The 21697-nt window shown below is 68.4% G+C and carries 25 protein-coding genes and 1 pseudogene; 17 read left to right on the top strand and 9 right to left on the bottom strand.

Features of this window, described 5'->3' with window-relative positions:
• The first annotated feature begins 5 nt into the window (after positions 1–5).
• Positions 6–857: an AraC family ligand binding domain-containing protein gene (locus B3098_RS16500; protein WP_286897810.1), complete on the top strand. Its 852-nt coding sequence runs from the start codon at positions 6–8 to the stop codon at positions 855–857.
• Between the two features lie 79 nt (positions 858–936).
• Positions 937–1854 (top strand): DMT family transporter, encoded by a 918-nt coding sequence (locus B3098_RS16495; protein WP_286897808.1) that lies wholly within the window; start codon positions 937–939, stop codon positions 1852–1854.
• A 24-nt stretch (positions 1855–1878) separates the two neighbouring features.
• Here B3098_RS16495 and B3098_RS16490 read toward each other — a convergent pair whose 3' ends face one another.
• Complete coding sequence (locus tag B3098_RS16490; RefSeq protein WP_279970945.1) at positions 1879–2355, bottom strand: MarR family winged helix-turn-helix transcriptional regulator; 477 nt, start codon at positions 2353–2355, stop codon at positions 1879–1881.
• Between the two features lie 132 nt (positions 2356–2487).
• Here B3098_RS16490 and B3098_RS16485 point away from each other — a divergent pair, with 132 nt between their 5' ends.
• Complete coding sequence (locus B3098_RS16485) at positions 2488–3888, top strand: MATE family efflux transporter (RefSeq protein ID WP_286897807.1); 1401 nt, start codon at positions 2488–2490, stop codon at positions 3886–3888.
• A gap of 91 nt (positions 3889–3979) precedes the next feature.
• On the opposite strand, the pseudogene B3098_RS16480 reads toward B3098_RS16485, so the two are convergent.
• A pseudogene (locus B3098_RS16480) lies at positions 3980–4861 on the bottom strand (LysR family transcriptional regulator); the annotation flags it as partial.
• 121 nt (positions 4862–4982) lie between these two features.
• Between B3098_RS16480 and B3098_RS16475 the strand changes: the two are divergent.
• Both B3098_RS16475 and B3098_RS16470 read left to right on the top strand, forming a co-directional pair.
• A complete protein-coding gene (locus tag B3098_RS16475) occupies positions 4983–5399 on the top strand; it encodes a sel1 repeat family protein (RefSeq protein ID WP_286897805.1) in 417 nt (138 codons plus the stop codon).
• The gene (locus B3098_RS16470; RefSeq protein ID WP_286897804.1) at positions 5396–6151 is read left to right on the top strand and encodes a sulfite exporter TauE/SafE family protein; all 756 of its coding nucleotides are present in this window, start codon (positions 5396–5398) and stop codon (positions 6149–6151) included. Before B3098_RS16475 ends, B3098_RS16470 begins: the two co-directional genes overlap by 4 nt.
• 61 nt (positions 6152–6212) lie before the next feature.
• Here the strand turns inward: B3098_RS16470 and B3098_RS16465 are convergent, their stop codons facing one another.
• Positions 6213–7028, bottom strand: coding sequence for an SDR family NAD(P)-dependent oxidoreductase (locus tag B3098_RS16465; RefSeq protein WP_286897802.1), 816 nt, complete (start codon positions 7026–7028; stop codon positions 6213–6215).
• Positions 7029–7288: 260 nt separating this feature from the next.
• Between B3098_RS16465 and B3098_RS16460 the strand changes: the two genes are divergently transcribed.
• The gene (locus B3098_RS16460) at positions 7289–7621 is read left to right on the top strand and encodes a hypothetical protein (RefSeq protein WP_056558301.1); all 333 of its coding nucleotides are present in this window, start codon (positions 7289–7291) and stop codon (positions 7619–7621) included.
• A gap of 21 nt (positions 7622–7642) precedes the next feature.
• Here the strand turns inward: B3098_RS16460 and B3098_RS16455 are convergent, their stop codons facing one another.
• Positions 7643–8179, bottom strand: coding sequence for a GNAT family N-acetyltransferase (locus tag B3098_RS16455; protein WP_286897799.1), 537 nt, complete (start codon positions 8177–8179; stop codon positions 7643–7645).
• A gap of 7 nt (positions 8180–8186) precedes the next feature.
• Positions 8187–8765 carry a helix-turn-helix domain-containing protein gene (locus tag B3098_RS16450; protein ID WP_286897797.1) on the bottom strand — a complete coding sequence of 193 codons (579 nt, stop codon included), beginning with the start codon at positions 8763–8765 and terminating at the stop codon, positions 8187–8189.
• Positions 8766–8883: 118 nt separating this feature from the next.
• Here B3098_RS16450 and B3098_RS16445 point away from each other — a divergent pair, with 118 nt between their 5' ends.
• The 3 genes from B3098_RS16445 to alkB all read left to right on the top strand — a co-directional run bounded on the left by B3098_RS16445 (position 8884) and on the right by alkB (position 11985).
• Positions 8884–10425 carry a phospholipase D family protein gene (locus B3098_RS16445; protein WP_286897795.1) on the top strand — a complete coding sequence of 514 codons (1542 nt, stop codon included), beginning with the start codon at positions 8884–8886 and terminating at the stop codon, positions 10423–10425.
• A gap of 191 nt (positions 10426–10616) precedes the next feature.
• Positions 10617–11330: a 2OG-Fe(II) oxygenase gene (locus tag B3098_RS16440; protein ID WP_279970861.1), complete on the top strand. Its 714-nt coding sequence runs from the start codon at positions 10617–10619 to the stop codon at positions 11328–11330.
• Position 11331: 1 nt separating this feature from the next.
• Positions 11332–11985: a DNA oxidative demethylase AlkB gene (gene alkB, locus B3098_RS16435; protein WP_286897792.1), complete on the top strand. Its 654-nt coding sequence runs from the start codon at positions 11332–11334 to the stop codon at positions 11983–11985.
• Between the two features lie 114 nt (positions 11986–12099).
• Here alkB and B3098_RS16430 read toward each other — a convergent pair whose 3' ends face one another.
• On the bottom strand, positions 12100–12642 hold the full coding sequence (locus B3098_RS16430; RefSeq protein WP_286897790.1) for a carboxymuconolactone decarboxylase family protein: 543 nt from the start codon (positions 12640–12642) through the stop codon (positions 12100–12102).
• Positions 12643–12786: 144 nt separating this feature from the next.
• On the opposite strand from B3098_RS16430, the gene B3098_RS16425 reads away from it, so the two are divergent.
• The 6 genes from B3098_RS16425 (at position 12787) to B3098_RS16400 (ending at position 17386) form a co-directional block, all read left to right on the top strand.
• Positions 12787–13650 carry an AraC family transcriptional regulator gene (locus B3098_RS16425; RefSeq protein WP_286897788.1) on the top strand — a complete coding sequence of 288 codons (864 nt, stop codon included), beginning with the start codon at positions 12787–12789 and terminating at the stop codon, positions 13648–13650.
• A gap of 185 nt (positions 13651–13835) precedes the next feature.
• Complete coding sequence (locus B3098_RS16420; protein WP_286897786.1) at positions 13836–14837, top strand: formylglycine-generating enzyme family protein; 1002 nt, start codon at positions 13836–13838, stop codon at positions 14835–14837.
• Positions 14838–14897: 60 nt separating this feature from the next.
• The gene (locus tag B3098_RS16415; RefSeq protein ID WP_175124421.1) at positions 14898–15290 is read left to right on the top strand and encodes a VOC family protein; all 393 of its coding nucleotides are present in this window, start codon (positions 14898–14900) and stop codon (positions 15288–15290) included.
• A gap of 15 nt (positions 15291–15305) precedes the next feature.
• Positions 15306–16115 carry an AraC family transcriptional regulator gene (locus tag B3098_RS16410; RefSeq protein WP_286897784.1) on the top strand — a complete coding sequence of 270 codons (810 nt, stop codon included), beginning with the start codon at positions 15306–15308 and terminating at the stop codon, positions 16113–16115.
• 100 nt (positions 16116–16215) lie between these two features.
• Positions 16216–16584 carry a cupin domain-containing protein gene (locus B3098_RS16405; RefSeq protein ID WP_175137687.1) on the top strand — a complete coding sequence of 123 codons (369 nt, stop codon included), beginning with the start codon at positions 16216–16218 and terminating at the stop codon, positions 16582–16584.
• A gap of 55 nt (positions 16585–16639) precedes the next feature.
• Positions 16640–17386, top strand: coding sequence for an SDR family oxidoreductase (locus B3098_RS16400; RefSeq protein WP_279970854.1), 747 nt, complete (start codon positions 16640–16642; stop codon positions 17384–17386).
• 59 nt (positions 17387–17445) lie between these two features.
• On the opposite strand, the gene B3098_RS16395 is transcribed toward B3098_RS16400, so the two are convergent.
• Positions 17446–17973, bottom strand: a complete 528-nt coding sequence (locus B3098_RS16395) for an MgtC/SapB family protein (protein ID WP_175124417.1) — start codon at positions 17971–17973, stop codon at positions 17446–17448.
• Between the two features lie 166 nt (positions 17974–18139).
• Here B3098_RS16395 and B3098_RS16390 point away from each other — a divergent pair, with 166 nt between their 5' ends.
• Positions 18140–18922 (top strand): SDR family oxidoreductase, encoded by a 783-nt coding sequence (locus B3098_RS16390; protein WP_175184458.1) that lies wholly within the window; start codon positions 18140–18142, stop codon positions 18920–18922.
• A 74-nt stretch (positions 18923–18996) separates the two neighbouring features.
• On the opposite strand, the gene B3098_RS16385 is transcribed toward B3098_RS16390, so the two are convergent.
• A complete protein-coding gene (locus tag B3098_RS16385; protein WP_286897780.1) occupies positions 18997–19689 on the bottom strand; it encodes an HAD family hydrolase in 693 nt (230 codons plus the stop codon).
• 238 nt (positions 19690–19927) lie between these two features.
• Here B3098_RS16385 and B3098_RS16380 point away from each other — a divergent pair, with 238 nt between their 5' ends.
• On the top strand, positions 19928–20572 hold the full coding sequence (locus B3098_RS16380) for a 2OG-Fe(II) oxygenase (RefSeq protein WP_191576143.1): 645 nt from the start codon (positions 19928–19930) through the stop codon (positions 20570–20572).
• 85 nt (positions 20573–20657) lie between these two features.
• On the opposite strand, the gene B3098_RS16375 is transcribed toward B3098_RS16380, so the two are convergent.
• Positions 20658–21641, bottom strand: a complete 984-nt coding sequence (locus tag B3098_RS16375; RefSeq protein ID WP_286897776.1) for a Bug family tripartite tricarboxylate transporter substrate binding protein — start codon at positions 21639–21641, stop codon at positions 20658–20660.
• Positions 21642–21697: the final 56 nt, after the last annotated feature.

The raw sequence follows: 21697 nt of genomic DNA, 5'->3' as shown, positions 1-21697 counted from the left end.
CCGCCATGCCCGCAGGCCAGTTCAACATGCAACGCAGCGCCATCTCCGGCGTGCAGGTCGTATCGGCCCGCAGCGGGCATGCGTTCGCGCGGCACACGCACGAGCAGTTCGGCATCGGCGTCATGCGCGCGGGCGCCCAGGTGTCGCACAGCGGACGCGGGCAGGTCGAGGCGGGGCCCGGCTACGTCATCACGGTCAATCCGGGCGAGGTCCACGACGGCGCGCCGATCGGAGACGGCGCACGCGCCTGGCAGATGCTGTATCTGGATCCGGGCGTGGTCGCCGCCTGCGCCGCAGACATTGCAGGCGACGGCCCGCCGACGCCTGGCAACGCGGGCGTGCTGTCCCGCACGTTGCGCTATGAGTTCGAACACCCGGCCCGCAACCAGCCCGATCTGGCGCGCTGCGTCCTCGCGCTCTACGCACAGGCCACCGCCGGCGCGTCCAGGCTGGCCTGCGATGCACTCCTGTTGCGCGTGCTGGCGCAGGCGGGCGGCCCTGGTGGCGCGCGGGAGCCTGCGTCTGGCCGTGAAGGCGTACCGGATTGCCTGCGTCATGCGATTTCCCTGATCGACGACGACCCGGCCGCCGCGTTGTCGCTGGCCGATCTGGCCGGCGCCAGCGGCCTTTCCCGCTATCAGGTGCTGCGCGCCTTCTCGCGTGCCACAGGCCTGACCCCGCATGCCTACCAGTTGCAGGGCCGTCTGCTGTTGGCGCGCCGCCTGATCCGTCAGGGCATGGCGCTGGCCGGCGCTGCCGCGTCAGCCGGTTTTGCCGACCAGAGCCACATGACGCGGCTCTTTGTCCGTGCCTATGGCGTGTCGCCGCGCCGATACGCGTTGGCGGCCGGCACCTGACCTGCCTTTCCTGCAATTTCATTCAAGACCGGCGCAGCGCCCAAACGTACCTTGAGCTTTTCCACTGGAAAGGCGCGCGATGGTCATCAGCAAACAGCGGGTCGGATATCTCTATCTGTCGACGGCCATGGTGCTGGTCGGCAGCACGGTGACCGCCAGCAAGATCATTGGCGCGGATCTGCCGCCCTTCACGGCAACCGCACTGCGCTTTGCCATCGCGCTGCCCTGCTTCGCGCTGCTGATGGCGCTGTCGGGCGCGCGCCTGCCCCGGCTGAACGGGCACGACTGGCTGCTGCTGACGGTGCAGGCCGTCGCGGGCAGCGTGGGGTACACGACCCTGCTCATCGCGGGACTGCAACGCACCTCGGCGGTGGACGGTGGGATCCTCCTCGGGACACTGCCGCTTGTCACCGCCGCCATCGCCGTCCTGCTGTTGGGCGAGCGGCCGGGCAAGCCTGCCCTGGCCGCGATCGCGCTGGCGGCGTTTGGCGTGTGGCTGATGTCGGGCGATGTGGCCGAACGGGATGCGCAAGGCTCGCTGGCGGGCAACGCGCTGATCGTTGGCGCGGTCGCGTGCGAAGGACTCTTCATCCTGCTGAACAAGCGCCTGCGCACGCCGGTCGCGCCGCTCGCGCTGTCGACGGTGATGGCGGCGTTCGGCCTGGTGTTCTCGGCGGCGGCCAGCCTGATTGAGGCGCCTTGGACGCTGGCCTTCACGCCGGACGCGGTCGCGGCGGTCGCGTATTACGCGCTGGTGCCCACGGTGGGCGGCTTTCTGCTCTGGTATGCGGGCTCGGCGCGCGTGCCCGGCTCGGAAGCGGCGCTGTTCACGGCGCTTGCGCCATTGTCGGCGGTGATGCTGGCCGCCGGCCTGCTGGGCGAACCGCTATCGGTCCAGAAGGTGGCCGGCATGGGTTGCGTGCTGAGCGCTGTCCTCGTGCTGGGCGGAACGCGGCGCAGCAGTTCCGGCGCTTCGAAAGAGGCTGGGGGCGCCTAGCTGGGGGCGCCTAGCCGGGGGCGCCTAGCCACGGCTGAACGCCAGTGCGAACTCATCCGAAAAGATATCGGCAAGCGCGTGGCGCAATGCCGCGGCGCGCTCGGCGCCGTACGCGGCCTCGAAACGGTTCTGTGCGTCCTTCCACAAGCGGCGGGATTCCGCCAGCTTGGCGCGGCCGGTCTCGGTCAACTCCACCCGGCGGCTGCGGCCATCCAGCGGGTCGCGCATCATCTGCACGTACCCATCGCGCTGCAAGGGCTTGAGGTTGTGGGCCAGCGCGGACCGGTCCAGCACCATCGCGCGGGCCAGGTCGGTCATCGACGGCGAACCCGCGCGGGCAATGTGCACCAGGATCGAATGCTGCGACACCTTCAGCCCGCAGGGCGCGAGCACGGTGTCATAGAGCTGGGACACGCGACGCGTCGCCTTGCGCAGCGCAGCGCCGTTACAGACAAGCGGATCCGGAGGAACGGCAGAGCCGAGGAGCGGGGCGTCGGACATCGCGACCAAGGAAGGAAAATCGGCGGGCAAGGACATAACGCTACCGCCCGCGCGGGTTCACGTCCAGCCCGATATTGACAGTTATTGGCATATGCACGTAAATTTTGCCGATCACGTCCACCGGCCTTCCCCATGCCAGCGACCGCTCCGCCACGCCCCGCCAATGCGCGCTTGCAAGCCATGCTGCATGGCCCCATCGCGCCCACGCTGGCGCGGCTGGCGTGGCCCAACATCCTCATGATGCTGGCGCAGTCATCCACCGGTCTGATCGAGACCTGGTTTCTGGCGCGGTTGGGCACGCCGGTGCTGGCCGGCGTGGCGCTCGTCGTGCCGGTGCTGATGCTGATGCAGAACATGTCGCAGGGCGCGATGGGTGGCGGGATTTCCGCCGCGGTCGCGCGCGCGCTGGGCGGCGGACGGCAACAGGAGGCCGATCAGCTCGTGCTGCATGCGGTCGTGCTGAACGCCTTGCTGGGTCTGGCCTTCTGCGTGTTGTTGCTGGCCTTCGGTCCGGCGCTGTACCGCGCGCTGGGCGCCGAAGGCGAAGCGCTCGACGCCGCGCTGGCGTATTCCAATGTGATCTTCGGCGGCATCGTCCTGATGTGGCTGATGAACGCCTTTGCCAGCGCCATCCGCGGCACCGGCAACATGCTGGTGCCGGGCGCGGTCATCTGCGGCGGCGCGCTCCTGCTGATTCCCCTGTCGCCATGCCTGATCTTCGGATGGGGCCCCTTCCCCGCGCTGGGCGTGGCGGGCGGCGGCTGGGCGCTGGTGATCTATTACGCCGTGGGCACGCTGATCCTGGGCGCCTATTGCGCCAGCGGACGCAACGCGGCGCGGCTGGTCGCCAGCCGGCTGCATGCGACGCTGATGCGCAACATCCTCAGCGTGGGCGCGCTGGCCACCATCAACCCGCTCATGACCAACGCGCTGGTGGCCCTGACCGCCGCGCTGGTGGGCGCCTACGCGGGCGAGGCAGCGGTGGCAGGCTATGGCGTGGCAGTGCGGCTGGAATATCTGTTGATGCCCATCGCCTTCGGGCTGGGCGCGCCCATGGTGGCGATGGTCGGCTCGAACATCGGCGCGGGCCAACCGGAGCGCGCCATGCGCATCGCCTTGACGGGCGGGGCGATGGCGTTCGTGCTGGCGGAGGCGATCGGGCTGACCGCGGCGTTTTTCCCCGAAGCGTGGCTGCGCCTGTTCGGCGCGCAGGATCACATGCTGGAGGCCGGCGCCGGTTATCTGCGCATTGTGGGTCCGGTGTATGGGTTCTTTGCGCTGGGCTTTTCGCTGTACTTCGCATCGCAGGGCGCCGGAAGGCTGAAGTGGCCGTTGATGGCGGGGTTTCTGCGGCTGCTGATCGGCATCGGCGCAGGCGGCGTCGCGCTGCACATGACCGGTTCGCTGACAGTGTTCTTCGTGATCGCCGCCGTGGCGATGTGCATTTACGGCCTGATCATCCTGGCCGCCGTCGCGTCGGGTTCGTGGTTCGACCGCGGCCACCTGCCGGGGCGCCGGCTGTTCGCGCGGTAGCGCGGGCGGGCGCGATGGCGGGTGCGGTGGCGGGAGCGCCAATTGAATTCTGGCCAGGCGCGCCAGACCGCGCTTCGGTCGCATCGCCGGCCGGCGCGTCGCGCAGCGCATACGCCACCAGATCCGCCGCGTACGCGGGAAGATCATCACGCACGCACAGCACCAGATCGCGGGCCGCCCACGGATCCGCCAGCGTCACGCGGCTTACCCCCGCTGCGCGGCCATAGCGCACCGCCGCCGCGCGCGGCACGATCGCCACGCCGACCCCCTGTCCCACCATCCGGCACACGGCATCGAAACTGCGCAATCGCACGCGATAGGACAGCGCCTTGCCGCTGCGGCGCGCGTGATGCGCGATGTGCTCCTGCAGCGCGCTGCCCTGCACCAGTCCGACGAATTCAAACCCGGCCACGTCCTCCAGCAGCACCTGTTGCAGCGCCGCGAGCGGATGGCTGCGCGGCACGATCAGCGTCAGCGGGTCATGGCGGAAGATGCGCGTGCGCAGGCCGTGCAGATCGGCCGAGTCCGCCAGCACCCCGATGTCGCATGCGCCAGTCCGCAGCGCGTCGGCGATCTCGTGGCTCAGGCGCTCTTCGAGGTCGACGGAAATATGCGGATGGTCCTTGAGAAACGCCCCCAGCACGGGCGGCAGGTATTCGCTGAGCGCCGTGGTGTTGCACAGCACACGCACATGGCCTTTCAGCCCGGCGCCGTAATGATCCAGCTCGCCGCGCATGCGGTCGATCTGGCCCAGCACCAGCCGTGCGTGATGGACCAGCGTGCGCCCGGCGGGCGTCGCCTGCACGCCGCGCGGCTCGCGCACCAGCAGCGGTACGCCCAGCGCGTCTTCCATGCCCCGGATGCGCTCGCTGGCCGACGCCAACGTCATGTGCGACCGCCCCGCGCCCGCCGTGATGGAGCCGGTTTCGTGCACGTTCAGGAAAAGGCGCAGGTCGGTCAGGTCAAAGCGCATGAAAAAAAGCGTAGCACGCCAGCCTCAGGCACAGCCATAGTCTGGGTAAGCCAGATCCCGATAGGCGCGGTCGGGCGCGAGCGTGAGAATGCGTCCATACCCACCCAAACAGGCAGAAATCATGAACACTGGAACGTTGCGCACCCGGACCGCGCGCTGGCCGGCGCTGGCCTTGGTCGCACTGGCGCTGCACGCCTCAGGCGTAGCCGAAGCGCAGGCCGGACTTGGCGGCCCCCTCACCCCCGCCCAGCAGTACGCACTGGCATTGGAAGCGCAGACGCAGGGCGACCATGGCGCAATGCTGACGTGGCTGCGCGCCGCCGCGCGCGCGGACCACCCGCCCGCGCAACGGATGCTGGGCATGGTGCTGCTCGGCGGTCCGGCGTTGTACGGCCCGTCGCTGCCCGCCGACCTGTGCGAGGGACGCGCATGGCTGCTGCGCGCCGCCCGTCAGAACGAGGGACCGTCGCAGGATGTGGCTTTCGCCCTGTTCGGCCGTCCCAAGGACGCGCTGACCGCGCATTGCGAGCCCGCATGAATCTTTTCGATCCCGTATTGCTCGCGGCTGTTGTGACGGTCTTCGTCCTGGCCGGCGTGGTCAAGGGCGTGGTCGGGCTGGGTCTGCCCACCATTTCGATGGCATTGCTGGCGCTGGTGATGGCGCCCGCGCAGGCGGCGGCGCTGCTCATCGTGCCGTCGCTCATCACCAACCTGTGGCAGGCGCTGCCGTGGGTCACATTGCGCGCGGTCCTGCGGCGGATCGCCGGCATGCAGGCCGGCGTCTGCGCGGGCACGGTGGCGGGCGCGCTGTGGCTGGGTCCGCCCTCCGGCGAATGGGCCGGCATCTTCCTGGGGCTGGCGCTGGTGGCTTATGCCGGCTGGGGACTGTTTGGCTCGCCGCCTACGGTGCAGCCACGGCATGAACAATGGATCGGCATCGCGGCCGGCGCGGTGACCGGGGTGATCACGGCCGCCACCGGCGTCTTCGTCATCCCGGCCGTGCCCTATCTGCAAGCCCTGAAACTGGACAAGGATGCGCTCATCCAGGCCATGGGTATTTCGTTCACGGTGTCGACCGTGGCGCTGGCTGCGGGACTGTGGCTGAACGGCGGCTACACGGCCGGCGCCGCCAGCGCGTCGCTGCTGATGTTGCTGCCGGCGCTGGCCGGCATGGCTTTGGGGCAACGGCTGCGCGGCCGGCTTTCCGCGCGCACGTTCAAGCTGTGCTTCATGGTCAGCCTGGCGCTGCTGGGCGCCTACCAGGCCGGGCGCGGGTTGCTGGGCGGCTAGCGGCTGCGCGCCTCAACGGTCTGCGGGCTGCTCACCCGATGCGGCTGGCGCGCTGTAGGCCTCAAGCGGCCAGCCGTCTTCCGTCGACAGCGCCGATCGACACGGACATCTCGCGCCAACGCGCCAGTTCCTGTTGCACCGACTGGATCTTGCTGCGCGCCTGATCGAAGGAATCGCGGCCCAGGAACAGATGCAGGGGCGCGTACTGCGCCTCGGCGGCCTGGATCAGCGCCTGCGCCGCCTTGACCGGATCGCCGCCCTGGTCCCAGCCTTGCTCGCCGCGCGCGGCCAGCTCCGGGGATGCTTGCGCATCACCCGCGCGCATCGCGCCCGGGTAGACAAGCGACACTCGGATGCCCAGCGGCGCGGCTTCGGCGGCCAGGGATTCGGTCAGCCCGCTGACGGCAAACTTGGCGGCGCTGTAGGCGCCCCATTCCGGCACCCGGCCATCGAAACCCAGAATCGACGAGATATTGAACACATGCCCGCCGCGCTGCGCGCGCAGCCGCGGCATCACTGCGCGGATGACGTTCAGCACCCCGAACACGTGGATATCGAACGTGCCGCGCAACTGCGCATCCGACAACCGCTCGAGCGAGCCTTGCACGCCCTGCCCGGCGCCATTCACCACGACGTCGATGCCGCCAAAGGCCGCCGCCGTGGCGTCCACCGCGCGGCGCACCGCGCGCTCGTCGGCCAGGTTGACGGTCAGGGGCAGGAACCGGCCTTCCAGCTTGGCGCCCACCGCTTCCAGCAACGCATCGCCATCGTCCGACGTGGCCGCGACCTTGTGCCCGTGGTCCAGCAGCATCTTGACCAGCGTGACGCCCAGCCCCGCCGACGCGTCCGTCACCAACCAGATTTTTTCGGTATTCATACGATTCCCTTCCCTTGCTTGCGGCTGCCGGCAAGATGCCTGGCTGCCCGGCCGATGCCCCCGCGCTCCGCAGAGCCACGGCCGGCGCGGCCCTGGACAGGATAGTAAGAATCGCGTGCACGGGCGTACAGGCAGGATCTTGCGTGAAACCTGCCTATTTCTACGGCAATGCGATATGGCGGATAATCCGTCTGTTTGCCGCCGCCACGCGCGGCGGGTCATTGCGGGGCTTTCTTTCCCCGCTGCTTTCGGAGTCAGCTATGCATCGCGGCATTGAAGCGATCGAACACTTCATGGAATCCATCGGCCTGACCTGGCAGCCCGGCCGCGTCGCACGCGCCGAGCTGCGCGTCAGCTACCGCATCGGCAATACCCGCCCGCTGGGCATCGACCGCACGCTGGTGGAATTCCACTGCGACGCCAAACGGGCAAAGGTGTGGGTGCCCGAGTTCTCGCGCACCAGCTTTCACCAATGGTTCGAAGTCCCCTATCAGGACTTCGAGTACACGCCCGGCGGGTCCATGCTGAAGATCAAGGCCGCCGCGCGCGGCAATGCGCCGCCCTACAGCGTGGGCATCAAGCCGCTGGCCTGATCGCCCCGCGCGGAACGCCGGTCATAGCGGCTTGTACATGATCGTCGTTCCGTCCACCTTGGCCGGGTCGAGCGGATCGCGCGCAAATCCCGGAATCACCCCCACCGTCTGATAGCCCAGCGACGCGTACAGCGGCTCGGCCGAATCTCCCGTGCGCGTGTCCAGCGTGAGCAGGCTGCGATGCAGGCGGCGCGCCATGTCCTCGACCTCGTGCATCAGCCGGCGCGCGATGCCCTGGCGGCGAAAATCCGGATGCACCAGCAGCTTGCGCACCTCGGCGCGGTGCGGCTGGTTCGGCGGCGTGTCGACGTCCAGTTGCACGGATCCGGCAACCCGCCCGTCCACGCGCGCCACCCACAACTTCACCGCCCCGCTTTCGACGCCCGGCAGCACCTTGCCGCGCCAGAACGCCTGCGCGTCGTCATGCGTGTACGGCAGCACGAAGCTGACGCTGGCCCCGCCCTGCACGCACGCGTGCAGCAAGGTGGCCAGCTCGGGGACGGCGGCCGCGGCGGCGTCGGCCGTCAGCAACGTCAATTCAAGGTTTGCAGGGGTCATGGCAGGCTCACACGATGAAAAGCAGGTAGCGGGCGCCACTGTGCGGCGGGGTGACGAAGGCGCTGGCGCCGAATAGCTGGTAGCGCAGGCAGTCGCCCGGCAGCAGGCGATGCGTGTGGCCGTCGGCCGTGACGGACAGCTCGCCGTCCAGCATCAGCAGATGGTGTTCAAGACCGGGCCGTGGCGATTGGTCATAACTAATGCGGGCATCGGCGGCCAGTTCGCAGGCCAGCACCTCGCCCGCCAGGCGCTGCGACGGCGGCGACACCGAGCGGCGGCGGAAACCCACGCTGTCATCCACCCACACCGCCTGCGCGGCCTCGGGCACATGGGCGGCAAAGTCGTCTTCGACCATCAGCATGAGGCGCGACATCGTCATGCCATGGGCGGCGCAAAGCTTGCCCAGCACGCTGGCGGTGGGACTGACCTCGCCATTTTCAAGGCGGGAAAGCGTGGCGCGGCTGATGCCGGCGCGGCCGGCCAGATCGTCCAGTGACCAGCCCCGGTCCTGGCGCAGGGTTTTTAGCCGGGCGGCCAGACGAAGGTCCAGCCCGGCATCGGCGGCGGCGGTGATTGCTTTTTCCATATTCGGGAATTTATTCCATATATGAAAACATGTCGACCGCGTGGTTTCCCCGATGCGCAATCCGTTCGCCCGCCGGACACTACGAGCGACCCGCGCCGGATTCGGCACAATAGCGGTCATGCACTTGGGCAGACACCTCTACATGACCATCTTTTGCGCGTTGACCTCCGGTTGTTCCCTTCCCTCGCTGGACAAGCGCAGCGTGTCGCAGGGACTTACCGATGAGGAAGCCGGCGCAACGCCGTTGGGCCGGGCGATCGCCCCACTGGCCGCCGCGCATCCCGGCAAGTCCGGCATCCACGCCCTCGCCGATCCCCTGGACGCCTTTGCCGCGCGCATGATGCTGGCGCGTGCGGCCGAACGCAGTCTGGACGTGCAGTACTACATCTGGCACGACGACATGACGGGCATCATGCTGTTCGAGGCGCTGCACGAGGCCGCCGACCGGGGCGTTCGCGTGCGCCTGCTGCTGGACGACAACGGCACGTCGGGACTGGACCGGACGCTGTCCGCGCTGGACGGGCATCCGAACATCGAGGTGCGGCTCTACAACCCTTTCACGCTGCGCTGGCCCAAGCCGCTTGGTTACCTGACGGACTTCAACCGGCTGAACCGCCGGATGCACAACAAGTCATTCACCGCCGACAACCAGGCCACCATCGTGGGCGGCCGCAACATCGGCGACGAGTACTTTGGCGCCACCGACGGCGTGCTGTTCAGGGACATGGACGTGCTGGCCATCGGCGCCGCCGTCAGCGACGTGTCGGGCGACTTCGACCGCTACTGGCGCAGCGATTCCGCCTATCCGGTGGAAGGCATCGTCCGAAAGGCTGCGTCCAACGAACTGGAAGAACTGGAGGCGGACGCCGCCGCCGTCGAACAGTCGCCCGAGGCCGCGGCCTATGCGCAGGCGATGCGCGACCTGCCCTTCATCCGGCAATTGCTTGGCGGCGAACTGCCCCTGATCTGGGCGAGCACCCAAATGGTCAGCGACGATCCGCGCAAGACGCTGGGCACCGCGCCGCGCGAGGCGATGCTGCCGCACCAACTGCACGAGATTGTGGGCGAGCCGGCAAAGGAACTGCTGCTGGTGTCGCCCTACTTCGTGCCCACCGCCGCCGGCACGCAGGCGTTTGCCAAGATGGCGCGCAATGGCGTCAAGGTCCGGGTGCTGACCAACGCGCTGGAAGCCACCGACGTGGCGGTGGTGCATTCGGGTTACGCCAAGCGCCGCAAGGACTTGCTGGCCGCCGGCGTCGAACTCTACGAAATGAAGCGCGCGGCGCAAGGCGTCGAGCGCAACAAGAGCATGGGTCCCTTCGGCAGTTCGGGCTCCAGCCTGCACGCCAAGACCTTCGCGGTGGATGGCGAGCGCGTTTTCGTCGGGTCGTTCAACTTCGACCCCCGGTCGGCGCGATTGAATACCGAGCTGGGATTTGTGATCGACAGCCCGGCGCTGGCACACGGCGTCGAAGAGGCCTTCGAGGAAGAACTGCCCCGCACCGCATACCGCGTCATGCTGGATGAGATGGGCAAGCTCTACTGGCTGGAAGAGCGCGACGGCCACACGGTGCGCCACGACCGCGAGCCCGGCGCCAGCGTGTTGCAACGCGCGACCGTGTGGGTGGCGTCGCTGTTGCCGCTGGAGCCGTTGTTGTAGGGGTGGAAGTCGAACGCGACCCGGTCAAACGCGACCCGGTCAAACGCGACCCGGTCCATCGGAATCCGCAACAAGCGGAGTGGCCGTTCATTTCGCAAGGCGTAGACTGGACGCAGCGATTTTCCGCAGTGAATCTGCCGCCGTAAATTTGCCGCAGTAATTCTGCCGCAGCAGTTTTCCATTCAACGACCATGACCACCACGCCCGCCGACGCCCTGCTCGCGCAGCAGGACTGGAACCGCGCCGTTGCCGACCTCGACGCGCACGGCAACGCCATCCTGCCCGCCTTGCTGACGCCTGCGCAATGCACCGGGCTGTCGGACGCCTACGACCTCGATGATCGCTACCGAAGCCGTATCGTGATGGCGCGCCACGGATTCGGCCGCGGCGAATACAAGTATTTCCGCTATCCCTTGCCTGAACTGCTTGCCCGCCTGCGCGACGCGCTTTATACCCAACTGGCGCCCATCGCCAACCGGTGGAACCGGCAAATGGGCATCGGCGTGCAGTACCCCGCAGATCACGCGGATTTTCTTGCGCGGTGCCACGCGGCCGGCCAGCGCCGGCCGACGCCATTGATCCTGCAGTACGGGCCGGGCGACTACAACTGCCTGCACCAGGACCTGTACGGCGAACACGTGTTTCCGTTGCAGGTGGCGGTGCTGTTGTCCACGCCGGACGTGGACTTCACAGGCGGTGAATTCGTCATGACGGAAACCGGCAGCCGAGAGCAGCGCGCCGACGTGCTGCCCCTGAAGCAAGGAGATGCGCTGATCTTCACGGTGAACCAGCGCCCGGTTCCCGGCGTGCGCGGGTGGCGCAAGGTGGCCATGCGCCACGGCGTGAGCGAGCTGCGGTCGGGGCGCCGCCACACGCTAGGCATCATTTTTCACGACGCGGTGTGACATGACCCTGGACCTATTCGGCGGCGACGATCCCGCCCAGCATGGCCGCGTGACCATCGGCCCGCAATCCGTGTTGTTGCGCGGCTTTGCGCTGCCAACCGTTGACGCGCTGCTGGCCGGCGTGGACGACGTGACCGCGCAGGCGCCTTTCCGGCACATGGAGACGCCCGGCGGGTACACGATGTCGGTGGCGTTGACGAACTGCGGCGACTTGGGTTGGACGACGGACGCCCGCGGCTATCGCTACAGCCGCATCGACCCCGTGTCCGGGCAGCCCTGGCCGGCGATGCCGCAGGCCTTCAGGCAGTTGGCGCAGGACGCGGCGCGGGAAGCCGGCTTTCCGGATTTTGCGCCGGATGCGTGCCTGGTCAACCGCTACGAACCCGGCTCGCGTCTGTCGCTGCACCAGGACCGCAACGAGCGCGATTTCAACGCGCCCATCGTGTCGGTGTCGCTGGGCATGCCGGCGATGTTTCTCTTCGGGGGAGACGATCGAGCGGACCGCGCGGCGCGGGTGCCGCTGTTTCATGGGGATGTCGTGGTGTGGGGAGGCGTGGACCGCCTGCGGTTCCACGGCGTGATGCCGCTGAAGGACCTGCCGCATCCGCGGCTGGGCAGCCAGCGCATCAACTTCACGATACGCAAGGCGGGATAGGGGCGCGCGGCCGCTGCCGGCGCCCCTGTGGAACCCGGCGGCCCGGGCCGTGGAGACAGCGCGGGCCGCGCGTTGCCAAGGCCGCCTGGGTTGCCCAGGTTGGCCTCGGACCGCTCACGCCGCGCGCAACTGCACACGCGGAAAATCCACCGGCACGTCGAACGCCACGTTCACGTAGTTGGTGAACAGGTTCAACGCCACATGCGCCAGGATCTCGACGATCTGCTCGTGATTGAAGCCGGCCGCGCGCACCGCCGCCACGTCGGTGTCGGCCACCTGGCCGTGCTGGCGCACCAGCTTCAGCGCGAAATCCAGCGCCGCGGCCGTCTGCGGATCGTCGGCGTGGCCGGCCTGGGCGGCCGCCATCTGTTCGGCAGTGGCGCCAGCCTTGCGGCCCAGCGCGGTGTGCGCGGCCAGGCAGTATTCGCAGCGGTTACGGTCCGCGACGGCGACGGCGATCTTTTCCGTCAGTTGCGGGGGCAGCACGCCGCCGCCCAGGGCGCCGAACGCACCCCACATGCTTTTCAGGGCGGCGGGCGAGTTCGCGACCGCGCGGAACATGTTGGGCGTCGCGCCGAACGCGCCGTGGATCTGGTCAAGCAGCGCCTTGCTGGCAGCGGGAGCAACGGAGGAGTCGATAAGTTGAACGCGGGACATGATGTTTCCTTTCAGTGAGGTTGATTCAGTCGTTGTGGGAAAGGCGCCGGTTGGTTTCCTGCTGCCTTTGCGCCAGTATGGGCGGGTCAGGAGTAATATTGGGCACCTATCGTCCACGATTCATATCTATTCGTCCAAGACGCCATGACACCCTCGCTCGACCGTCTGTCCGCCCTGCTCGACCGGTTCCGCGTGCGGGCGCACCTGTTCCATGCCGGCCCGCTGTGCGGTCTGAACCGGTTCGCGCCCGAACCCGGGCGCGCCTTCCTGCATGTGCTGCGGCGCGGCGACATGGAGGTCGCGCATCGGGCCGGCAGCGGTCTGCCCCGCCGGCTGCGCGTGGCCGAGCCGACGCTGCTGTTCTACGCACGCCCGGTGCACCATGAATTCCACAACCCGCCCGAGGACGGCTCGGATTTCACCTGCGCCACGGTGCACTTCGAAGGCGGCGACCACCATCCGCTGGTGCGCGCGCTGCCGCCGCTGATCGCGCTGCCGCTGGCGCGTGTTGACGGACTGGCGCAGGCGCTGGCGTTGCTGTTCGCCGAAACCGAACAGGTGCGATGCGGGCAGCGGCTGCTGGCGGACCGCCTGTTTGAGGTGGTGTTGATCCAGCTGTTGCGCTGGCTGATCGACCATCCTGCCGAGGCCGGCATACAGATCGGGTTGATGACGGGTCTTGCCGAGCCGCGCCTGGCGCGCGCGCTGGTCGCCATGCACGAGCAGCCCGGCGCGGCCTGGACGCTGGCGGCGCTGGCCGGCCGTGCAGGCATGTCGCGCAGCGCCTTCGCCGCCGCGTTCAAGCACGTGGTCGGCCAGCCGCCGGCGGACTACCTGGCCGACTGGCGCCTGACGCTGGCGCAGTCGCGCTTGCGGGAAGGCATCGCCGTCAAGACGATCGCCGCCGAACTGGGCTACGCGAACGCGTCGGCCCTGTCGCGCATCTTCAGCCAGAAGCTGGGCGCGTCACCGCGGCAATGGCTGGATGCGCGGACGGGGGAAAGCTGAGCGGGCGGCAGTCCACGATGCAGCCTTCGGGGTCCGCCAGCGGTCCGGCGGTCAGAAGCTCCGGCGGTCCGGCCCTCCCGTTTCCGCCGACGCGTCCGTCCAACATGAGGGTTCACCATGTCTGGCGGCGGCCGCGCAGCGGACCTACTATTGCGCACCCCTCTGGCCCAACCCGTCGGACTGCCATGCGTACCCGCACTGCCTTCGCCCTGCTCTGCACCCTGACCTGCGCGTCCGTCCAGGCGGCCACGCCGCCCGACATCGTCGAGAACTCGCTGGGTATGACCTTCGTGCGTGTCCCGGCGGGCACGTTCCAGATGGGCAGCGACGAAGGGGCCGACACGCTGGCCGCCGCGTATCCGCACTATCCGCCTGACCGCTACGCCCAGCTCTTTGACGAAGCGCCGGTGCATGCCGTTCGCATCACGCGGCCGTTCTACCTGGAGCGCACGGAAGTCACCGTGGGCCAGTTCCGGCGCTTCATCGAAGCGTCCGGCTACGTGCCGGAGTCCGAAGCCGACGGCACCGGCGGCTACGGCTACAACGCCGCCTACGATCCGGAAACGTCCGCGTCGGGCGACGCCTTCGAAGGCCGCGACCGACGGTATTCCTGGCGCAACCCGGGATTTGTGCAGGGCGACGATCACCCGGTGGTGAACATCAGCTGGAACGACGCGCAGGCGCTGGCGCAATGGCTGACCAGGACGGAAGGCCGCGTGTACCGCCTGCCCACCGAAGCCGAATGGGAATACGCCTGCCGGGCCGGCACGCGCACGCGCTACCAGAACGGCGACGACCCGGCCGCGATGCCTGACGTGGGCAACGGTTTCGATGCCGACGCCAGCCCGCTGTGGCCGAAGTGGCAGGCCTTTGCCTCGCCGCGCCACGACGGCAACACCTTCACCGCCCCGGTCGCCAGCTACGCGCCCAACGCGTTCGGCCTGTACGACATGCACGGCAACGCATGGGAATGGGTCGCGGACTGGTACGGCGAGGACTACTACGCCCACTCCCCGACTGATGATCCGCAGGGTCCGGAAGCCGGCAACGTGCGCGTGCGGCGCGGCGGCTCGTGGCATACGTGGGCGCTGTACACGCGCTCGTCGTACCGCAACTGGAACACGCAGGAAACGCGCTATCCGCTGGTCGGCATGCGCCTGCTGCGCGAGGCCGACGCCGCCGACTGAGGTCAAAGACTTCCTGGTGGGTTAGCATGGCCGCACGATCCATTTGAAGAGAGTCCTGATATGCACACGCTGGGCCGTCTCGTCCTGCTGGTGAACGACTACGACACCGCCATCGCCTTCTACCGGGACAAGCTCGGGATGGAGGTGTCTGTCGACATGCCTGTCGGCCAGCAGCGCTATGTGCATCTGCGTCTGCACGATCAGCCCTCGGTGGGCATGTGGCTGCTGCAGGCCCAGACGCAGGCCCAGCGCGATCGCGTGGGCGACCAGACGGGCGGCCAGCCCGTCGGCGTGTTCTACACGGACGACGTGCTGCGCGATCATGCGCACTTCTCGGCCAAGGGCGTGCGCTTCACGCGCGAGCCCGTACAGGAAGAGACCGCTGCGTACGCCCACTTCATCGACCTGTACGGCAACGAGTTCGTGCTGGTCCAGTTAAAGCAGCCGGCGTAGCCGCGGGGTCTGCTCATGACCGTCGATGCGACCCGCAAGGACTGGATCCGGCGCGCCGCGCCGTCCAGCCGCGTGGAACGCATCGAAGCGTACTTCGGCGGGCATGGCTACGACATGCACCGCCACGACACCTACGCCATCGGCCGGACGCTCGCCGGCGTGCAGAGTTTTCATTACCGGCGCGGCATGCAGCACAGCCTGCCGGGCGGCACCATCGTGCTGCATCCCGACGAAGCGCATGACGGCCAGGCCGGCACCGACGCGGGCTTTCATTACCGGATGATCTACGTAGAGCCGGCGCTGATCCAGCAGATCCTGGGCGGCCGGCCGCTGCCGTTCATCCGCGACGGCATCAGCGCCGATCCGCGGCTGTACGCGGCCAGCGGCGCGCTGCTCCAGGCCACGGGCCAGGACATCGATCCGCTACAGGAAGACGACGCGCTGTTTGAACTGGCGCACGCGCTGTGCGCCGCCGCGGGCCGCAGAACCGGCCGGCGCGCGCCCGATTACGCCGCTGCCGAACGCGCCCGGCAGTTCATCCATGCATCGTTGGACCAGCCGATTCTGCTGGACGACCTGGCGCGCGCGGCGGGCACGGATCGCTGGAGCCTGTCGCGCGATTTCCGCGTGCTGTTCGGCACCAGCCCATACCGCTACGTGATGCTGCGGCGCCTGGACCTGGCGCGCCGGCTGATCGCGGTGGGCACGCCGCTGGCGCAGGCCGCCGCCGACGCGGGCTTCACCGATCAAAGTCACCTTACGCGCCGCCATGTGCAGGCCTACGGCATGGCGCCCGACCGCTGGCGGCGGATGCTGAACGGCTGACGCGCGGCCCCGGCGGGCATCGGCAAAAGCTGCTCGATCGTACAAGACGGCACGCCCGGCGCCGCCGTATCGTGGGGCTTTCCATCCCCACGAGCCCGCCATGTCCCTCCCTGCTTCCATCAATCTGGCCGCCAAGCTGGCCCTGATCCACGACCACTGGATGCCCAAGGTCATTGCCGAGATGAACGACTACCAGTTCAAGCTCGTCAAGCTGAAAGGCGATTTTGTCTGGCATTCGCACGCCGACACGGACGAGACGTTCATCGTCATCGCGGGCCATCTGCGGATCGCGCTGCGTGACGGCGAGATCGCGCTGGGTCCCGGTGAAATGACCGTGATCCCCAAGGGCGTGGAGCACAAGCCCTGTGCGCCGCAGGAAGTGCAGCTCATGCTGATCGAGCCGCGCGGCGTCGCGAACACCGGCGACGAAGGCGGGCCGCGCCGTGCGCCCAACGACGTATGGATCTGATCGCCGGCGTTTGCTAACGTGTGGCCCAACAGTGATGCCACCACAGGAGGAAACCATGTCCAAAGTCATGCTTGTCACCGGCGGCAGCCGCGGCATCGGGGCTGCCATCGCCAAGCTGGCCGCCCGCCGCGGGTACGCGGTCGGCGTCAATTACCACGCCAATGCCGATGCCGCAGAGGCGGTCGTGGACGAGATCACCCGAGACGGCGGCAAGGCCGTCGCGATTCAGGCGGATGTCGCCCAGGAGGACCAGGTGCTGCGCATGTTCCACACGCTGGACGAGCGCCTGGGTCGCATCGACGCGCTGGTCAACAACGCCGGCATCCTGGAAAAGCAGATGCGCGTCGAGGACATGGATGCCGCCCGGCTGCACCGGGTGTTGTCCACCAACGTGGTCGGCGCATTCCTGTGCGCACGCGAAGCCGTGCGGCGGATGTCGCCGCGCCACGGCGGCCAGGGCGGCGCCATCGTCAATGTGTCGTCGGCCGCGGCGCGGCTGGGATCGCCCAACGAGTACGTGGACTACGCCGCGTCCAAGGGCGCGATGGACACGCTGACCATCGGGCTGTCCAAGGAAGTCGCTCCCGAAGGCATCCGCGTGAACGGCGTGCGCCCCGGCACGATCTACACCGAGATGCATGCCAGCGGCGGCGAGCCGGGCCGCGTCGACCGGCTGAAAAGCGTCATCCCGCTGCGGCGCGGCGGCACCGTGGAAGAAGTGGCCGGGGCGGTGATGTGGCTGTTTTCGGACGAGGCTGGCTATACCAGCGGCTCGTTCATCGAGGTATCGGGCGGTAATTAGCGGGCGGCAATTAGCGGGCAGCCCGGCAAGACTGCGCCGGGCGGATCCGCTTCCGGTGTCTACGGCGATCCCTTGTCGTCCGTCGAGATCACGCGCTTTTCCTGGCTTGCGGAAATGCGCGCCTCGACGCGGCGCAGCACGGCCAGCACAAACAGCGCCATCAGGGTGCTGACCACGGCGGTGGCCTCGCGGCCCATGCCGGCGGCCACGCCAATGGCGGCGGTCATCCAGATGCTGGCCGAGGTGGTGAGGCCGTGGATTTCGCGCTCGGCGCCCAGCTTGATGATGGCGCCCGCCCCCAGAAAGCCGATGCCCGCGATCACGCCTTGCAGCACGCGGCTCAGGTCTCCGACCTCCATGCCGCCCTGCAACGGCACCAGCACGAAAATGGCCGCGCCCAGCGCCACCAGCATGTGCGTGCGCAGCCCGGCGTCCTTGCCTCTGCGTTCCCGTTCGTAACCCAACAGGCCGCCCAGCAGGACGGCCATGCTTAAACGCAGCACAATGCGTGTTGCCTCCGCCACATCGGGAATATCGGCAAATTCAGTACGCACTGCAGTCCAGATTTCCAGCCAGATTTGCGACATCGACGAGTCCTTGGATCCGAGGAGAAACCGAGCATAGCAGGCGGCGCGCGGACGCGGCGCACCTTCGGGTCTTCGAAATTTCAGCCCTGGATCCCACAGCGCCGCGCATCCGGTTTACAACGTCTGCAAGGCCGCGCCGACCGGCGCGCATCGACAGGAGCGCTACATGGATTTGCAGCTGGCGGGTAAACGCGTCCTCATCACGGGCGCCTCCAAGGGCATCGGCCTGGCGTGCGCCATCGCGTTTGCGCGGGAAGGCGCCGAGCCAATATTGGTTGCGCGTGACGATGCGGCGCTGCATGACGCCACGGCGGCGATCCGCGAGCAGACGGGGCGGCAGGCCGGCGCGGTGACGCTGGATCTGGCGCAACCCGGCGCGGCCGAGCGCCTGTGCAAGGAAACGGGGCCCGTCGACATCCTGGTGAACAATGCCGGCGCCGTGCCGGGCGGCGCGCTGGATCAGGTTCAGGACGAACGCTGGCGCGCGGGCTGGGAGTTGAAGGTGCACGGCTACATCAGCCTGGCGCGCCACTACTATCCGGCGATGCGCGACGCGGGGTCGGGCGTCATTGCCAACATCATCGGCATGGCGGGCTCGGCGCCGCGCGCCGATTACATCTGCGGCGCGGCGGCCAACGCCTCCCTCATTGCGTTCACCCGGGCGCTGGGCGGCGAATCACCGCGCCACGGGGTGCGGGTGTTCGGCGTCAATCCGTCGCGCACGCGCACCGATCGCGTGCTGACGCTGGCTCGGCAACGCGCGCAGGCGCGCTGGGGCGATGAATCGCGCTGGCAGGAAACTCTGTCGGATCTACCGTTCGGGCGGCTGATGGAACCGGGCGAGGTGGCCGACATGATCGTCTTCGGCGCCTCGCCGCGCGCGGGTTATCTGAGCGGAACCGTGATCGACCTGGATGGCGGCGAACAGTACGCCACGCACGGGCGTTGATGCCCGGCGCGGCGGATGCGCGTCAGGCGCCCGCCGCCTGCCGGCACATCGATCGGCAATCGCGCGCCAGCGCCTCAGGCAGCTTGCGCCCGCCAGCCCGCCAGCAGCGCCGGCAACTCGCGCATATCGGTGAACACGTGCGACACGCCCACGTTGCGCAGCGCCTGCGCGCCGCTGTGGCCGAGTTCGCCGGGGCTGTAGCCGAATACGGTGGCGCCGGCGGCCACGCCTGCCGTTGCGCCGGTGACCGTGTCCTCGACGATTGCGCAACGCTTCGGGTCCACGCCCAGCGCCTGCGCGGCCGCCAGATACACGTCCGGAAACGGCTTGCTGCGCGGCATCTCGTGGCCGCTGAAGACGCGCCCGTCGAAGCAGTCGGCGATGCCCACCTTGGCCAGTTGCAGCTCGACCTTGCGTCGGTCCGCGCCCGATGCCACGGCAATGCGCCCATCCAGCGCTTCGTGCAAGGCGCGCACGGCGTCGGGCGCGCCGGGGATTTCCAGGAGATCGCGGTCCAGCGCGTCGTTGCGGCGCTGGCGGAACTGGTCGAACCATGCCTGATCGATCGTGGCGCCGGTGCGCGCCTCGATCAGCGGCAGTTCGTCCTTGACCGCCTTCCCGGTAAAGATCTGCATTGTCTCGGCGTGCGTGATGCCCCAGCCCAATTCATTGAGCATCTCGGTCAGCACGCGGCTGGTGATGGGTTCGGAATCGACCAGGACACCGTCGCAGTCGAACAGCACGGCGTCAAAGGGAAAATCAGTCATTGCGGGCAGCGGGGGGAGTGTCGATGAAGCCGGTAAGCATACTGCACGGCAACTGACCGCCGGCTGGAGCGGCCCCGCGGACAGCAAGCGGCGGAGTGCCCGGGCGCGCCGGACTGGCTAAGCTGTGGATTCGTGCCGGCGGCGGGTAACGCCTGGCCGCCAGGGCGATTGCCACGCGCAAGACGATGAAATTGACCACGCCCAAGATCACGATCCCTTCCATGACGCGCCCCGGACCATGACCACGCCCGCCTCCCGGCCGCTCGGCCAATACGACTGGATACGCATCGCGCAGGACCTGGACGCGCAGGGCTGGGCGCGCCTGCCCGCGCTCTATGCGCCCGCTGACGCACGCGCGCTGGCAGCGCTGCAAGTCCTGCCCGATCCCTTGCCGGCGCCGCTGGCCAGCCTGCGCGCCGATCTCTACGCGCGCCTGCTACCGGTGGCGCGCGCCTGGGCAAGCGCATTGGACGTGGATGTCTCCTACCCCGACGATCTGCCCGCCTACCTCCAGCAAAACCGCCTTTCTGATCAATCGCGCAGCCTGTCCACGATCCAGCGCCTGCCCGCACCCGGCTACCAGCCGCTGCTGCAGCATGCCGACGGCGCCTGCGTGTTTCCGCTGCGGCTGATCGTGCTGCTGTCCGAGCCCCGCGTGGATTTCACGGGCGGCGAACTTGTCATGACCGAGCAGCGCCCGCGCATGCAGTCGCGCCCGATGGTGCTGCCGTTGGGCCTGGGCGATGGGGTGGTGATCGCGACGTCGCACCGCCCCGTGTCGGGCTCGCAGGGGATCTACCGCGTCACGGAACGCCAGGCCGTCAGCCGTGTGCGCAGCGGCGAACGCGTGGGCCTTGACCTGATGCTGCACAACGCGCCGTAGCGGGCAGCAGCGCTGTGCACGCCGCCGCGAACGCCCGCCCACGAACTGCCCCCCGGGCCGACCCGCCACCCGGCACAATCCGTTTTCAGTTTTCCGCCGTGATGTTGCCGTCGGCCACGACCTTGGCAAACACCGCCGTCTGCGCCTTGATGAACGCGCGGAACGCGTCCTGGCTCATCGGCTGCACTTCGCCGCCCAGTTCACGGATGCTGGCCCCGAATTTCTCATCCTTCAGGCTGCGGTCGATGGCGGCCGCCAGCTTCTGCTGCACTTCCGGCGGCGTGCTGGCCGGCACGAAGACGCCAAACCAGTTTTCCAACGCATAGTCCTTGAGCGGCGCATACTCGGCCAGCGCGGGAATGTCGGGCGCGAACGACGCGCGCTTGGCGGACGTGACCGCCAGCGGTTTGACCTTGCCGCTCTTGATGAACGGCAACGCGCCGGCCAGGCTGACGAAGGTCAGATCCACGCTGCCGGCCGCCACGTCCACCAGTTGCGCCGCCGCGCCCTTGTACGGCACGTGGACCATCTTGATGCCCGCCAGCGACTGCAACAGCTCGCCGTTCAGGTGCTGCGGGTTGCCCACGCCGCTGGTCGCGTACGTCAGCTTGTCGGGATGGGCGCGGCCATAAGCCACCAGTTGCTCGACGTTAGCCACCGGCAGCTTGGGATTGGCGACCAGCACGTTCGGCACGCGGGCGATCAGCGCGACAGGCGCCAGGTCCTTTTCCGGCTGGTACTGCATCTTGCTCTTGAAGACGAGCGGGTTGATGGCGGTCTCGCCGGCCGATCCCAGTAGCAGCGTGGCGCCGTCCGGCGCGGAACGCACCACCGCCGTCGCGCCCAACATGCCGCTGGCGCCCGGCTTGTTCTCCACGACCACGCCCTGCGGCAGTTCGCTGCGCAGGCGCTCGGCCAGCAGCCGGCCCATACCGTCCACGCCCCCGCCCGCGGCAAAGGGCACGATCAGGGTGATCGGGCGGTTGGCCGGCAGGTCGGCGGCATGGATCGGGGTTGACGCGGCAAGCGCCAAGGCCGCGGCGGCGGCCAGGGTACGGATGGGGGGCATGGTCTGTCTCCAATGGGGCCTTGTGTCATTGCGCGGCCGGGTTTGTCCTTAATTGC

Origin of the sequence: Achromobacter sp. UBA2119, assembly GCF_002331005.1 — a bacterium.
GTDB lineage: Bacteria > Pseudomonadota > Gammaproteobacteria > Burkholderiales > Burkholderiaceae_B > Achromobacter > Achromobacter animicus.
The sequence above is the reverse complement of the archived record's forward strand: the minus strand, read 5'-3'. Positions and strand labels throughout refer to the sequence as shown.

Coding starts and splice junctions, on each gene's coding strand:
- B3098_RS16405 (WP_175137687.1), top strand. CDS start 16,216: ATGTCCCTCCCTGCTTCCATCAATCTGGCCGCCAAGCTGGCCCTGATC.
- B3098_RS16440 (WP_279970861.1), top strand. CDS start 10,617: ATGACCACCACGCCCGCCGACGCCCTGCTCGCGCAGCAGGACTGGAAC.
- B3098_RS16460 (WP_056558301.1), top strand. CDS start 7,289: ATGCATCGCGGCATTGAAGCGATCGAACACTTCATGGAATCCATCGGC.
- B3098_RS16430 (WP_286897790.1), bottom strand. CDS start 12,642: ATGTCCCGCGTTCAACTTATCGACTCCTCCGTTGCTCCCGCTGCCAGC.
- B3098_RS16495 (WP_286897808.1), top strand. CDS start 937: ATGGTCATCAGCAAACAGCGGGTCGGATATCTCTATCTGTCGACGGCC.
- B3098_RS16470 (WP_286897804.1), top strand. CDS start 5,396: ATGAATCTTTTCGATCCCGTATTGCTCGCGGCTGTTGTGACGGTCTTC.
- B3098_RS16475 (WP_286897805.1), top strand. CDS start 4,983: ATGAACACTGGAACGTTGCGCACCCGGACCGCGCGCTGGCCGGCGCTG.
- B3098_RS16385 (WP_286897780.1), bottom strand. CDS start 19,689: ATGACTGATTTTCCCTTTGACGCCGTGCTGTTCGACTGCGACGGTGTC.
- B3098_RS16445 (WP_286897795.1), top strand. CDS start 8,884: ATGCACTTGGGCAGACACCTCTACATGACCATCTTTTGCGCGTTGACC.
- B3098_RS16395 (WP_175124417.1), bottom strand. CDS start 17,973: ATGTCGCAAATCTGGCTGGAAATCTGGACTGCAGTGCGTACTGAATTT.
- B3098_RS16375 (WP_286897776.1), bottom strand. CDS start 21,641: ATGCCCCCCATCCGTACCCTGGCCGCCGCCGCGGCCTTGGCGCTTGCC.
- B3098_RS16415 (WP_175124421.1), top strand. CDS start 14,898: ATGCACACGCTGGGCCGTCTCGTCCTGCTGGTGAACGACTACGACACC.
- B3098_RS16500 (WP_286897810.1), top strand. CDS start 6: ATGCCCGCAGGCCAGTTCAACATGCAACGCAGCGCCATCTCCGGCGTG.
- B3098_RS16450 (WP_286897797.1), bottom strand. CDS start 8,765: ATGGAAAAAGCAATCACCGCCGCCGCCGATGCCGGGCTGGACCTTCGT.
- B3098_RS16400 (WP_279970854.1), top strand. CDS start 16,640: ATGTCCAAAGTCATGCTTGTCACCGGCGGCAGCCGCGGCATCGGGGCT.
- B3098_RS16490 (WP_279970945.1), bottom strand. CDS start 2,355: ATGTCCGACGCCCCGCTCCTCGGCTCTGCCGTTCCTCCGGATCCGCTT.
- B3098_RS16380 (WP_191576143.1), top strand. CDS start 19,928: ATGACCACGCCCGCCTCCCGGCCGCTCGGCCAATACGACTGGATACGC.
- B3098_RS16485 (WP_286897807.1), top strand. CDS start 2,488: ATGCCAGCGACCGCTCCGCCACGCCCCGCCAATGCGCGCTTGCAAGCC.
- B3098_RS16455 (WP_286897799.1), bottom strand. CDS start 8,179: ATGACCCCTGCAAACCTTGAATTGACGTTGCTGACGGCCGACGCCGCC.
- alkB (WP_286897792.1), top strand. CDS start 11,332: ATGACCCTGGACCTATTCGGCGGCGACGATCCCGCCCAGCATGGCCGC.
- B3098_RS16410 (WP_286897784.1), top strand. CDS start 15,306: ATGACCGTCGATGCGACCCGCAAGGACTGGATCCGGCGCGCCGCGCCG.
- B3098_RS16465 (WP_286897802.1), bottom strand. CDS start 7,028: ATGAATACCGAAAAAATCTGGTTGGTGACGGACGCGTCGGCGGGGCTG.
- B3098_RS16390 (WP_175184458.1), top strand. CDS start 18,140: ATGGATTTGCAGCTGGCGGGTAAACGCGTCCTCATCACGGGCGCCTCC.
- B3098_RS16420 (WP_286897786.1), top strand. CDS start 13,836: ATGCGTACCCGCACTGCCTTCGCCCTGCTCTGCACCCTGACCTGCGCG.
- B3098_RS16425 (WP_286897788.1), top strand. CDS start 12,787: ATGACACCCTCGCTCGACCGTCTGTCCGCCCTGCTCGACCGGTTCCGC.